Origin of the sequence: Anatilimnocola aggregata (assembly GCF_007747655.1) — a bacterium.
In the GTDB taxonomy this organism is placed as follows: domain Bacteria; phylum Planctomycetota; class Planctomycetia; order Pirellulales; family Pirellulaceae; genus Anatilimnocola; species Anatilimnocola aggregata.
In genome coordinates, this window is sequence record NZ_CP036274.1 from 8,810,205 (window position 1) to 8,823,790 (window position 13,586).

10 protein-coding genes are annotated in these 13,586 nt (G+C 57.8%); 3 read left to right on the forward strand and 7 right to left on the reverse strand.

Annotated features, from left to right (window positions below; genetic code table 11):
* Nucleotides 1-6: 6 nt before the first annotated feature.
* From ETAA8_RS33515 to ETAA8_RS33535, 5 genes are all read right to left on the reverse strand, one after another.
* The gene (locus ETAA8_RS33515; RefSeq protein WP_145099613.1) at nucleotides 7-1,902 is read right to left on the reverse strand and encodes an ABC transporter ATP-binding protein; all 1,896 of its coding nucleotides are present in this window, start codon (nucleotides 1,900-1,902) and stop codon (nucleotides 7-9) included.
* 48 nt (nucleotides 1,903-1,950) lie between these two features.
* Entirely contained in the window at nucleotides 1,951-3,093 is a 1,143-nt protein-coding gene (locus ETAA8_RS33520) for an ABC transporter permease (RefSeq protein WP_145099616.1), read from the reverse strand.
* A 25-nt stretch (nucleotides 3,094-3,118) separates the two neighbouring features.
* Complete coding sequence (locus ETAA8_RS33525) at nucleotides 3,119-4,111, reverse strand: ABC transporter permease (protein WP_145099619.1); 993 nt, start codon at nucleotides 4,109-4,111, stop codon at nucleotides 3,119-3,121.
* 86 nt (nucleotides 4,112-4,197) lie between these two features.
* Nucleotides 4,198-6,108: a peptide-binding protein gene (locus ETAA8_RS33530; protein ID WP_145099622.1), complete on the reverse strand. Its 1,911-nt coding sequence runs from the start codon at nucleotides 6,106-6,108 to the stop codon at nucleotides 4,198-4,200.
* Nucleotides 6,109-6,248: 140 nt separating this feature from the next.
* Nucleotides 6,249-8,579 carry a serine/threonine-protein kinase gene (locus ETAA8_RS33535; RefSeq protein WP_145099625.1) on the reverse strand — a complete coding sequence of 777 codons (2,331 nt, stop codon included), beginning with the start codon at nucleotides 8,577-8,579 and terminating at the stop codon, nucleotides 6,249-6,251.
* Between the two features lie 177 nt (nucleotides 8,580-8,756).
* On the opposite strand from ETAA8_RS33535, the gene ETAA8_RS33540 reads away from it, so the two are divergent.
* Nucleotides 8,757-9,383 (forward strand): sigma-70 family RNA polymerase sigma factor, encoded by a 627-nt coding sequence (locus ETAA8_RS33540; protein ID WP_145099627.1) that lies wholly within the window; start codon nucleotides 8,757-8,759, stop codon nucleotides 9,381-9,383.
* 186 nt (nucleotides 9,384-9,569) lie between these two features.
* Here the strand turns inward: ETAA8_RS33540 and ETAA8_RS33545 are convergent, their stop codons facing one another.
* Nucleotides 9,570-9,854, reverse strand: a complete 285-nt coding sequence (locus ETAA8_RS33545) for a hypothetical protein (protein ID WP_145099630.1) — start codon at nucleotides 9,852-9,854, stop codon at nucleotides 9,570-9,572.
* 292 nt (nucleotides 9,855-10,146) lie between these two features.
* On the opposite strand from ETAA8_RS33545, the gene ETAA8_RS33550 reads away from it, so the two are divergent.
* Nucleotides 10,147-11,229 carry a hypothetical protein gene (locus ETAA8_RS33550; RefSeq protein WP_145099633.1) on the forward strand — a complete coding sequence of 361 codons (1,083 nt, stop codon included), beginning with the start codon at nucleotides 10,147-10,149 and terminating at the stop codon, nucleotides 11,227-11,229.
* 10 nt (nucleotides 11,230-11,239) lie between these two features.
* On the opposite strand, the gene hpt is transcribed toward ETAA8_RS33550, so the two are convergent.
* Nucleotides 11,240-11,767, reverse strand: coding sequence for a hypoxanthine phosphoribosyltransferase (gene hpt, locus ETAA8_RS33555; protein ID WP_145099636.1), 528 nt, complete (start codon nucleotides 11,765-11,767; stop codon nucleotides 11,240-11,242).
* A 199-nt stretch (nucleotides 11,768-11,966) separates the two neighbouring features.
* Here hpt and ETAA8_RS33560 point away from each other — a divergent pair, with 199 nt between their 5' ends.
* A complete protein-coding gene (locus tag ETAA8_RS33560; protein WP_145099639.1) occupies nucleotides 11,967-13,394 on the forward strand; it encodes a Gfo/Idh/MocA family protein in 1,428 nt (475 codons plus the stop codon).
* Nucleotides 13,395-13,586: the final 192 nt, after the last annotated feature.

Here is a 13,586-nt window from a genome sequence, read left to right on the forward strand (position 1 = left end):
TCGCAGTTACTTGACTCGCTTCGAGAGTCCCGCTTCGCGCGACGCTTGTCGCTGGCGAATGTTATCGAGCGAGTCGTTCGGAGTCGCCCGAATCAGATCCTTGGTGTACTCTTCCTTGGGCCGCGCGTAGATGTTCTCGGAAGGCCCGAATTCGAGAATCTGTCCCTTCCGCATCACGGCCATCATGTCGGCCATGAACTTGACCACGCTCAGATCGTGGCTGATGAAGATGTACGTCAGCCCGCGTTTATCCTGTAGTCGCTTAAGCAGGTTCAAGACCTGAGCTTGCACGGAAACATCGAGCGCAGAAACCGATTCGTCGCAGACGATGAACTCGGGCTCAACGGCCAGGCAGCGGGCGATGCAGATGCGCTGCCGTTGACCGCCGGAGAATTCGTGCGGATAGCGGCCCAGATGCTCGGCCTTCATACCCACTTCTTCGAGCAGGGCCACGGCGCGGTCGCGGCGATCTTTGCTGCCACTGCCGATCTGCTGAATGATCATCGGCTCGGTGATGGCAGCTTCGATGGTAAGCCGCGGGTTCATGCTGCCGTAAGGATCTTGAAAAATGATCTGCATCTTGCGACGCATTTTTCGCAGTTCGCTGCCGCCGAGCGATTTTAGATCGACACCGTCATAGGTAACCTGCCCGGCATCGGGTTCGATCAGCCGCAGGATCGCGCGGCCGGCAGTTGTCTTGCCGCAACCCGATTCACCGACAAGCCCCAGCGTTTGACCACGGTAGATATCGAAGCTGATGCCGTCGACAGCTTTCACGTGATCGACCACGCGCAGCAACAGCCCCTTGCGAACGGGAAAGTGAACCTTCAAGCCTTTGACCGAAAGTAACGGCTGTTGACCTTCGGTCACGGCCTTGGTATCGGGCGCGTGCTGGCTCTCTTCCCACGGATGGCCGATGGCTTGGAGGACCGAGCGCGGGTGCAGCAGCCGGCCGCGACCTTGCGTGGTGAGGTGCTGCAAGCGATCGGGCGAGAGTTGCTTCTCGATGACGACAGCATCCGGCCCTTCGCCACGAATTTCCATGAAGTCGGCAACGGTGGGAAGAATTTTGTACGGCGTGTCGAGCCGCGGCTTACAAGCGAGCAGCCCTTTCGTATAGGGATGCTTGGGATTTGAAAAAATGTCGATCACCTTGCCGTACTCGACGATCTTTCCTTGCAACATCACCGCTACGTCGTCGGCAATCTCGGCGATCACCCCCAGATCGTGCGTGATGAACAGCACGCTCATGCCACGTTCATCGCGCAGCCGGCGGAGGATATCGAGAATCTGCGCCTGAATCGTTACGTCGAGGGCAGTGGTCGGTTCATCGGCAATGAGCAGCTTGGGATTGCACGAAAGGGCCATCGCGATCATCACGCGTTGCTTCTGCCCGCCCGACATCTGGTGCGGATAGGAGTCGACTCGCTTTTCGGGATCGGGCATGCCAACCTCGCGAAACAATTCGATGGTCCGCGTGCGAGCTTCCTGCTTGCTGACGTCTTGATGCAGCCGGATGGCTTCCATCACTTGCGCGCCGACGGTGAAAACCGGATTGAGCGACGTCATCGGCTCTTGAAAGATCATGCTGATCTCTTTGCCGCGAATCTTGCGCATTTCCGGTTCGGGCAGCTTCACCAAATCGCGGCCGAGAAACGAAATCCGGCTGTGCGGCTCAATCTGCCCAGCACCGGCCAGCAGTCGCATGATCGAATACGAAGTGACGCTCTTGCCCGAACCCGACTCGCCGACAATCCCCAGCGTCTTCCCTTCTTCCAATCTCAACGAGACATGATCGACCGCGCGAACGATGCCCGACTCGGTGTAAAAATACGTCGCCAGATTGTCCACCTCGAGCAGTGGTTGATCGGCGGCGGGTTTGGTTGCGGTCGCGGTGGTCATGGGGATTCGTAAATTCTGTTCTGCAACGGCGACTCTATTTCTTCGACCCTATTTCTTCGACTCAACCAGACGCGGATCCGTCGCTTCTTGCAGTCCCTCGCCGATCAAGTTGTAAGCCAGCACCGTGAGAAAAATTGCGGCACCGGGGAAGGTCGTCATCCACCACATGGTTTGCAAATTGCTGCGGCCGAGATTGAGCACCGTGCCCCAACTGGGCGTATCCGGCGGGGCACCGATACCGAGAATGCTCAGTCCCGCTTCGAGCAAGATGGCCGAGGCAATGCCGAACGAAATCGGCACGAGGACCGGAGCCATCGCATTTGGCAAAATATGCAAAAAGATGATACGCGGGGTGCTCGCTCCGAGAGCTCGGGCAGCTGTGACGTATTCGACTGCACGGAGTTTCAAAAACTCAGCGCGCGTGAGGCGGCAGATCGATGGCCAACTCGTGAGCCCGATGATGATCATCGTGTACCAGATGGACGGTTGGTCAACGATGGCCAGCAGCGCGAGAATCACAATGAGCGACGGAACGCACATCACAATTTCGGTGAAACGACTGATGACAAAATCAACCCCTCCACCGATGTAGCCCGCCAGGCCGCCAAGCGTGATGCCGATCGCAGCAGCTACCCCAGTGGCAACGAACCCGACCAGCAACGCGATCTTGGTGCCGTGGACCATTTGCGCGAAGACATCGATGCCGAGCTCGGTCGTGCCCATCAAATTGAATCTGCTTGGTTTCCCGTTGTCGCCGGTTGGATTGGCGGGGACACCGGGGAATTCATTCGCATCGACCCAGCGGAGCGGATCTTGATAGACGAGCGGCCAAACGGCCCAGCTGTTGGGATCCTTCTCTTTCAAGTTGTAGTAATAGCGGCCGTAGAACTGATCGCGAAAGAAGACGGGGTTCTCGAACTTGCGATTAAAATAGTACAGCGCCGGGAAGTAGATCTTCCCCTTGTACTGACAGATGACTGGCCGCGTGCCAGCGATGGCTGGCGAAAAGACGGCGATGAGGGAAAGGAGAATAACGTAAACAACCGCGATCATGGCAAGCGGACGACGGGAGAAGCGATGCCAGGCGTCGGCTGCAAAGCCACGCGAGCGCTGCCGGCGCGTCGGCTGAGGCGTAGCGACGGGCTGGCCGGGCAGGTTTGAGGCGGGAGTTGATTTCAGGTCACTGGCCATGAAGCGAGGTGCTGATTCTGAGGTGCTACTTGTAGGTAATGCGCGGATCGAGGAAGGCGTAAGCGATGTCGGCAATCAATTGACCCGCCAAGGTAAGCAACGTGAACATCAGCACGAGCCCCATGATGAGCGGATAATCGCGGCGGGAAATGGACTCGTAAAAGAGCTGGCCCATGCCCGGCCAACTAAAGATGCTTTCGAGAATCACCGCGCCGCCGACCAGCGCTGGCAACGACAGGCCAAGCAGTGTGACAAGCGGAATCAGCGTATTGCGGAAGCCGTGGTTAACGATGATCCACAGGGGGCTCACTCCCTTGGCCCGGGCCGTGCGAATGTAGTCCTGCCGCATCACTTCTTCCATGTTGGCCTTGGTGAAGCGACTGTCGTAAGCCAGCGAACCATACGTCAGGCACGTCAGCGGCAGAATCATATGCGTCCAAACGTCCCAGACCTTGCCGAGTGGCGACAACGACGCGTAGTCGTTGCTCACCATGCCGGTAGCCGGCAACGAGAACATGGTGTTTTGTAGTCGCAGGTAGAAGAAGACCAGCAACCATAGCGCGGCCACATAGGACGGCAGCGAATAAAGGAAGTACAGGAGCAGACTGATGGTGCGCTCCTGCAGGGTGCCACTGCGAGCCACGGAGTAAAGCCCGATGGGAATCGAGATTGTGTAGGCCAGCAGAATGGAAGGAATCGAGAGGAGTAAAGTAGGGCCCAGGCGCGAGGCAATCGACTTGCTGACGGGTTGCTTCTCGAAAAACGAAACGCCCAAGTCGCCGCGGGCCAGGTTCGTGACCCACCTGAAGTAAGCGATGTACCACGGCTTATCGAGCCCAAAGGTCTTGTTGAGCCGGGCCAGATCCTCTTTGCTGATTTTCTTGCTGGGATCAACGGCTGCAGCTTCGTTGGTGAGGGGCGTTCCCGGCATGTGCCGCACGAGTGCATAGACAAAGAACGTAATAAACAGCAGCGTGAACGCCGCGAAGACGAGCCTGCGAATCAGATAGTTGAGCATGTGGTTCTAACAACGCTGTTCTGGCAAAACTCTACGTCGGCGGCACGAAACGGCATCCTGGCTTGTTGATGGGCCACGGCGGCAGACTATTCTGCCGCGCGATAAACGCTGCTGAACCCCGGGCTGTAATGGTACGGACCACGCGGGCTGAACATGTAACCTCGCAGCTCTTTGTTGAAGCCGTAGTAGGCATTCTGGAAGAAAAGCCAGGTGTAGGGCTGATCGTCCCACAACATGTTGTGCAACTTGCCATACAGGGCGGCCCGCTTATCTTCGTCGAATTCCTTGCGGGCTTCGGCAAAGATCTTATCCACTTCGGGATTGATATAGCCGGCGTAGTTGCGCTCTTCGGTGCTCCCCCAAATGTTGTAACTGGTATCGGGATCGGCACCGGTTCCCCAACCGCCGAAGGCAGCTTGAAATTCCTTCTTTTGCATCTTGTCTTGCAGAACAGAGAACTCGAGCGGACGGACCGTGCAGATGACACCGATCTTTTCGAGGTTCTGCTTTAAGAGGTTGCAAATGGCAATCCGGTCGGGGCGATCGGCGACAATCATACCGAACTCGAACTTCACCTTCTTGCCACCAATTTCCTTATCGAGCACCGCATCGTTGTCGGTGTCGGCCCAACCCGCTTCTTTGAGCAGTTCCGCAGCCTTGGTCAGATCTTGATCGATAGGCTTCGGGGGATCTTTCGGTGCCCAACGCGAGCTGGGGTGAAAAATGCCGTTGCAGGGTTCATCGAGACCGAACCGCAACTTTTCGAGCAGCTGTTTGTGATCCATGGCATAGGTCATGGCCCAGCGAGTTTTCTTATCGGCAAACAGAGGATTCTGGCAGTTCCACAGAAAGTGAAAGCTGGTCCATTCCAGTCCGTAGGCCTTCGTGCATTTGTTGTAGAAGTCGTCCTGCGTCGTTTCATTCAGCCACTGCGGCGGCGTGAGGATCATTTCGTCCAGATCGCCACCCTTCAGTTGCAGCAGCGAGGCCGTGGGATCCTTCACCATCTTGAAGCGAATGGTTTTGAAGTACGGCTTATCGCGAACTTGCTTCCCATCGTGCATGTAGTAGCTATCGCGCCGTTCTAGCAGTGCCTCTTGCCCCAGCGAGCGACTGGCGAAAACGTAGGCACCACCCGAGATCGGTGCCTTCTCGTATTTCACCCAATAGTCGCTGTGCTGCAGCGTGGGGTCGTTGGCCAGTTCCTTGACGTTGTCATAAATATGCTTGGGCACCACCGAGAAATTGACGTTCCACACGTTGGTGGCGAGCGCGTCTTTGTGAAAGAAAATCAGGGTGTGATCGTCATAGGCTTTGATGTACTTGATCTTGTCGGTACCCGAACGCTGAGCGGGGACGGGGACCGCTTCGGTCATGATCAGGCGATAGCTGAATTCGACATCGTGGGCCGTGATTGGTTTGCCATCGGACCAGGTGAGATCCTTCCGCAGCACAACCTTGTCGTACAGCAGGTCTTTGCTCGATTGCCACGAAACGACCGCGTCTTTGCTGGCAAACGGCTTAAAGTTCCAATCGAAGCCAAAGAGGCCGAACCCTGTTAAGCCGCTTACGTCGGACTCGGTAACCGAACTGCTCAGGAGCGGATTCGTCGACTTTACATCGAAGGCCGAGTGGCGAACGATTTCGGCGTCCCAGTTGACTGCTTTGTCATCGACGGGAAGGCGGCCGAGAGCGCTCAAGATTTGCTCATTCGTCTCGGTGGTGGTGTTCTTCATCGCCAAGGCTTCTTCGACCGTCACCTTGGGCATTTCGCCAGCTTGTTTCTCGCGCAGCAGGACCATGCCATCGAGCACCGGGCGATCGATCCACTCGGCCTTGGCCTCGAGTTCCGCCAGCGGAGGGGGGGTGAAATCGGCCACCAGGTCGCCGAGTTTGAATTCCTTAACCTCTTCGTCCACCCCAAAGTCGCAGCCCGCAAGCCCCGAGACTAGGACCACACAGCACAAAGCCAAAGCTCGCTGGCGAAGGAGCATCATCGTGAATTCTCACTTGGTAGCTGAAATCGTTGCCTGGAGTCACCAGCCCGGCCGGCTGGCAATTTGCTGGTCAATCTAGCCCTTCTCGCGCAAGGCGGCAACCTTAGCAAGCTGGGCGGAACTGGGGACGGGCGAAAGCCTCACATGGAATCGATCGAAGTACTGACGGTCACTGAGGGGTCACCAGCGCGGATCACGGCCAGGAGAACCTTCAGGTCTTCTTGAATCTGTTGGTACAGGAAGAACGACCCCAAAATCGTGATGATCGCGGCAACAATTGTTACGACTAACCAAGGGATTTGGTTGGACCAAGGATCGCCCTTATATTCAGTTGGCGGATAACCCGAGGCCAGAATGAGCAGCGCAACGAGGGAAACGATCACGGTACTGACCAAAAACCAGGCCGATTGGCGGCGAATCCGGCCCAACTGTTGCTGTTCCCATTCGTCCGGGGTGCCCGCCCCAAGCAACGCGGGATAATGGGCGCGCAAGACGACCCAAGTCGTCGCCAGCCAAGGGAGCCCGAGAGACATAAGGCCGCACAAGGTCTGTGAGATCACGAAGTGAATGTAGAACTTCGCCGGGACCGGCCCGAATTCCGCTGGCAGAAAGAGGTGAATGGACGTGGGAAAGACGATTCCCGCAATCACCCACTCGATGGCCGCCACCCAACACAAGCACGAGCCCCACCACAGGACACGCCTGCGCGCCATATTCACGGCACTGGGATCCATCGTTCCGCCGCGCTCGCGATACTGCCGAATCGCGTGACTGACCGGCATCATATAAAGCAGAACCAGCGCGACCCCGAGTGGATAGAAAATGGAGTTCACAAAGATCGAAGTGCTTTGAAACACGGCCTTGATCGCCACCTGAGCCGCCTCATAGCCTGCCGTATCGCCCCCGATTTGCAGTTCGCGGCGAAAGTTGTGAATCATCTCATCTTGGTTGTAGAAGAAATTAATGGCACCCCAGATCGCCAACGGCGGAATGTTGATCGGAATCAACGACAACAGCGGATACTTCAGCGCCAACCCGCGCCAACCACTTTGTGCCCGTTCGAGAAATGAAGCGGCCCCGGGAATGAGGCAGAGGCGTAATTGCCGAGCGAGTTCGATGCCGTTGGCGGGGCGGTCTTCGGGGTTCGGCGAGAGGAGCTGGCGGAGGACTTTTTCCAAGCGATGCCCGACACTGTCGGTGGGAGTTGCGCCGCGATAGGGGCGTTCGTCGTTGCGGCGACGAATCATCTCGACCAGCTTGGTGCTCCATTCGTTGTCGAGTGAGCCGTCGTCGAACGGTCGCTCGCCGAAGTAGAGTTCCCACAGCAGCACGCCGAGCGAAAAGAGATCGCTCCGTTGATCGAGTTCTTCGGGCTGGCGCGTATGTTGCGGGCTGCAAGCTTCAAGTTGCTCGGGCGACATGTAGGCGAGGCTGCCACCAAAATAGGCGGCTGGCGACGCCCCTTCGATCTTCGAACAAAAGCTGATGTTAAAGTCGGCCAGCTTGGGCCAGCCATCGGCCCCAATCAGCACGTTCGCGGGCTTGATATCGCGATGCAAAATGCCGCGGCCATGCGCATATTCCAACGCTTCGGCCAGCTTGGCCCCAATGCGGCAGACAACCTGGCTCCACGGGGCCGAGGCAATTTCTTTGGGCCAGCCAGCGACCGACAGGGGCGGCACCCCCGCTTTAATCATGGCCTGGGTCGCGGCGAGCACTAGGATTTGTCCGCTGCGCGCCGAGGCTGGATTCTGCTGCACCAGTTTGACCACTTCGAGCAACGTACCGCTGGGAGCGAACTCCATATACAGCAGCCGCAGTTTGCGTTCGATCATTTGCCGCTGATCGAACACCCGCACGATACCCGGATGATCGAGCTGGGCCAGCGTTTGTGGCTCGTTCCCTTTATCGGCAGAGATCTTCAGCGCCACTTGCCGCTGCATCGAGACTTGCCGGGCGAGATAGACTCGTCCGAAGGCTCCCTTGCCTAGTTCGAACAGCAGTTCAAAATCGTCGAGTCGCTGCCCTGCGTGCAAATCGGCCATGAGTTCGGTGCGGCAGATCGCGGTGGATGTGGTAGCCGTATTGGGATCGCCAATCACGCGCCGCAAAGCGGCCGACGAGCGAGGAAACCGCTCACAGTATTGATCGAGCGAAACCACCTGCGACGCCGCCCGCCGAACGTGATACTCTTCGCAGATCAACTCCAGCGGAATATGCCCATCGTCGAGCATTTCGGGCAATTCCGCTGCATAGCTTTCGAGCGACTTGAAGTCATGCAAGTGCGACCGCTGTTCCAGGTCGGCCTTGATTAACTCAATCAGCGTCAGCTTGCGGAGCGAATACGGGTGAGCGGGAAGATAGTCGACCAGCTTTGGAAAATGCTGAGCCTGCCAGGCCGCAAGAAACCGCGTGACCCATTGCTCGATCTCGCTCCAGGCTTCGGTGCCGGCATTGATCGTCAGGTCCATGATCGGCTGCAACGACGGGTTCAGGTGGCGACAAGGCTCGGTTGGCCAGTCTCGAACGCTGTGTCTAACACAGCGTCGAACACGGTAGAGAGCCCCTAAGGGTGATGGTACACTATCGGCGACGAATTGAGGGGAGCCAATCGACTTAGATCGATGGGCTTGGATAGGTCCAAGTTTATGAATGAATCGCCCGACGATCCACTCGTACAGCGTTTGCGGCAACGCGAACCGGCGGCGCTGGCCGAGTTCCTGCAGCAGAGACGCGCCCCGTTAATGGCCTTCATCGAACGGCAATTGGGAACCGCCCTGCGCCGCAAAGTCGAGCCGGACGACGTTTTTCAAGAAGCGTCAGCCGAAGCAGTGAGGGCTCTGCCGAATGCAGAACTGTCGGAACGCGATCCGTTCTCGTGGCTTTGCCAAATCGCCGAGCGCCGAATTGTCGACTTGCATCGCCGCTATTTTGACGCTCAAAAGCGCGATGCTGGCCGAGAAGTTCCGCTGGGGGCCGGCAGCACCGATACCGCTGCCCCGAATCTCGCGCAGATGCTTGCTGCCAGCATTACCTCGCCGAGCGCTGCCTTCTCGCGCAACGTGCGCGAAGCACGGCTGGAAAGCGCCCTGCAAGCGTTGCCAGACGATCAGCGCGAAGCACTTCGCCTGCGCTACCAGTTCGATATGCCGTCGAAAGAAATCGCCGAGAAGCTCGGCAAGACCGACGCCGCAGTCCGCGTCATGCTCACCCGCTCGCTGAAGAAGCTGCAGCAACTGCTGGGGGAAGAGATCAGCCCGAAAGATATTTCGTAGGTCTCTCGTTACGCGCAATCATCGAAGTCGTCGCTGCCACCGCGAGAGGGACTGCTAAAGAGTAGCGACCTTCTCGCGGCGGAGCGTTCCAGCCGGACGTCATATTCTCGCGAATGAGCCGGCCAGATAATGATTTGTCAGGCAGTTGTTGTTTCTGCCTGCTGATTGCTTGCTGTTGCGGGCCACTTACTGGATTGGCGCGCCGTAGACGGGGGCAGGACCCGATTCGACCGGGCCGAGCATCACCGGCGAGCCAGCCTGGAAGGGCATGCCAGCGCTGGTATTACACGGGGGTGGTCCACAATTATCGGAACTGCGATTGAACCAACTCATAAACGGGCGGTTGCAACCGCAGCCGCTCATGCTGAGCGCGGCCAGCGCCAGCAACGTCAACGTCCAGATTTTTTTCATGACAATTCCCTGTTCCTGCAAGCTTCCTGTGTTCGGCCGCCGCCCGACCTGCCATTCCATGTGGCACTCGTTGCAGCCAGGCAACTCTAGCTCACGGCTAATGAGGTGCAAATTCAACTGCTGCTTTTTTGCCTCACTCTGCCAAAGTAGGTGAGGACGCGCGACGATTGTGCGGCGCATAACGCGCTGGAAAACCTTGACGCGCGATTTGAGGCGTTTTGGCACCCAGCCAGTTGATTCAGTGCTACATTCTGTTAGGTGAGTACGTAGCCTTTACGCAACCGGTGTTTCTTTCCCACGCCTTAATACCGCGTACTCAAACACTCGTAGTCTCGCATCGCGGCTGATCATCATGAAGCTTCGCATTTCTTCCACGCTCAGCAACTTACTCGTCAGTTTGTTGGCTGCCGCGCTGTGGCTACCCGCTGTCGCCAAAGCTCACGACCTGTCGCTGCTCGATGCCGAGTTCGCGCAACTGGCGATTGAAGAGACGCCGGTCTCGACAAGTGCGGTCACTACGACTACCGCGAAACATACGCAGCCTTGCCCGGAACTGAAGACCTGCTGCCAGAACTTCCGCGTTCGTGCGCAGGACCAGGTTTGGGTCATCAGCTCGCGACATCTTGGCTGCGCCACGAACACGTCGGCCAATTCGCTGCAGGCCTTTCTCTATGAAAAGGGAATGTGGCAGCCGAAACCAATCGCCGAGTTCTATGCCACCGATAGCGTGGATGTGGTGACCACCTTTTATATTCACGGCAACCGCATCGACGCCGGCCTCGCTCGCGCCGATGGGCTGGCGGTCTATTTTCAGCTAGTCGGCAAATTCGAACATCAACGGGCCGTGCGATTTGTCATTTACTCGTGGCCCAGCGACCAGATCAAAGGTCCGCTGAAAGATGTCCGTGCCAAAGCCTATCGCGCCGATGAAGAGGCCTTTCTCGTTTCCCGCTTTGTCGGACGCATTCAAAAGGATGTGCCGATTGGGTTGATCGGCTACAGCTATGGTGCTCGCATCATTCTCGGCAGCATGCACTTGCTGGGGGGCGGTTCGTTCGGCGGACGCGCAACCGAACCGAGTCCTGGCCAGCCGATTCGCGTGGCTTTGTGGGCTGCGGCCGAACATAACTGCTGGCCGCTCCCCGGCCACGCTCATGGTCAGGCGCTGGGCATGGCCGACCATTGGTTCATCACCATCAATGGTTGCGATCCCGCACTGCAGCGGTATGCGATGGTCGATAAGTGCGAATCGCCAACCGCGCTCGGCTATGCCGGCTTCGGCGGCGGTTTGCCCACTCACCTGGCTGAGCGTGTCGAACTGATAAACGTCTCGAACATTGTCGGCGGCTCGCACGATATGCGACTCTATCTATACGCCCCAAGCATTGCCCAGCCCACGGCCAAGACGGTGCTGTGGTACGACCTGAAAGAGTAAGTGCCAGCGACTACTTGTGCGCAACCAGGTCGCTCTCTTCGAGGGCGGCCAGGTAGGGCAAGTTGCGATACATGTCTTGATAGTCGAGGCCATAGCCGACGACGAACTCGTCGGGGATTTCAAAGCCGACGTAGTCGGGACGCATCTCGACTTCCTGTCGCCCCTTCTTCAGCAGCAAGACCGCCGAACGCACCGACCGCGGACCAAGTTCGTCGATCATGGCGATGACTTCCTTGAGCGTGTGGCCGGTATCGAAAATGTCGTCGACCAGCAGGACGTCTCGCCCTTTGACATCGAGCATCATGTCGCTATTAATCGAGAGCGACCCGCGCGTGGTGCCGCCCCGATAGCTGCTGGTCTGTACGACGCCGACTCTCATCGGCAGTTCGAGTTTGCGCATCAGGTCGGCCAGGAAGACGATGGCACCGGTCATGATGGCGATTACGGTGAGGGGCTTGCCCGCTTCGCGCTCGCGGATGTCCTGAGCCAGCCGGGTGATGGAATCCTGAATCTGCTGCTCGGTGACCAACGTTTTCACGACAAATGCTTCCCGTAAGTGGGCGGAAGGAAAGGAGCGAGCATTGTAGGGGGCGCGGGCAGAAGCGAAAAGTCGGACGATTGCTCGCCAGTTGGTGATCTGACATTTGGGAAGGCCTTCGCTGTTTCCTCGCCACTGGGGCTGAGTTAGATTAACGGCTAATCAGCCGACAGATCCCTTTCTTGATTGAGAGTCTCTCATGTCCCGAGCGAATCGTTCGTCCCGTCGTCAGTTTCTGCATGCCGCCGCCGGTGCCACCGCTGGCGCGATGGTCGCGCCTTATTTTCTGAGCGAGCGACCCGTTATCGCCCAGGATGCAACAACCAAGAGTGCCAACGACCGTCCAATTCTGGGCTGCATTGGCGTCGGCGATCGCTGGAATGCCGTCGGGCCGCAAGCGATGAATTTTGGTGACTGCGTGGCTGTGTGCGATGTCGACACCGCCATGACCGATAAGGCGAAGGCCAAGGTCAGCGACATTCAAAGCAAAGCGGGCCGCAACCGCGATGTGGCCGTTTACGGTGATTATCGCAAGCTGCTCGACGACAAGAACATTCAAGTGGTAACCATCGTCACGCCCGATCACTGGCACAGCAAGATCGCCATCGAAGCGATGAAGGCGGGCAAAGATGTCTACTGCGAAAAGCCGCTGACCCTCACCATCGACGAAGGGAAGCAGATCATCAAGGTGCTGAAGGAAACCGGCCGCGTCTTTCAGGTGGGCACGCAGCAGCGGAGCGAAATGAGCGCGAACAAGGGTGAGTTCAAGTCGCAGTTCCTCACCGCCGTTGCCCTTTGTCGCCAAGGCCGCCTGGGGGAGATCAAGAAGGTGCAGTGTGCCATCGGCGCTTCGATCGCCAGCCCCGTGTTGCCCAAAGCTCCAGTTCCCAGCACGCTCAATTGGGAAATGTGGCTGGGCCAGGCACCGATGACGGAATACGTGATGTCGCCGACCGGCAGCTCGAATAAGAATTATCCGGCCAGCCGCGTGCATTACGAGTTCCGTTGGTGGTACGAATACTCGGGGGGCAAAATGACCGACTGGGGTGCGCACCATGTCGACATCGCCCAATGGGCCATCGGCATGGAAAACAGCGGGCCGAACAGCGTGGAAGGGACCGCCAAGCATCCGGTGCCGTTCAAAGACGGCTGGCCGACCGTCGACAACATGTACAACGCAGCCACCGAGTTCATGGTGAAGGCCAATTTCCCGAATGGTGTCGAAATGACCATCCGTCACGACACCGAAAACGGCATCACCATCGAGGGAACCAAGGGGACGATCTTCGTCAGCCGTGGTGCCCTCCGCGATGTGACTGGCACCGTGATCGCCGACCTGAAGCAAGAAAACCCGCTGCCGGAAGAAGTGATCACCAAATTGTATAAGGGCAAAAAGCCCGGCAATCACATGGCCAACTTCTTCGAGTGTGTCACCTCGCGCGATCAGCCGATCAGCGATGTCTATACGCATCACCGCTCGATGTCGACCTGCCACCTGGCCAACATCGCCATCCGCCTCGACCGCAAGTTGAAATGGAATCCCGAGACCGAACAAATCGAGGGAGACGATATGGCCAACTCGTTCGTCAAGCGCGAACAGCGCAAGGGATATGAAGTGACGGCGTAAACTTGAGTAAAGCAGGTGCTCCGTGTTGGGCAGATTTTCGGGTCAGTGGCAATTCGGCGCCGCACTTGCGCGCTGATAGCTAAAGCGGGGGGTGTTCAATTAGGGGATCCTTAATTGAACAGCAGATAGCGCAACGCTCGGGTTTCCGAGCGATCGGTGTTCAACAATGCGGGTAAATGTTGAACATGTTGG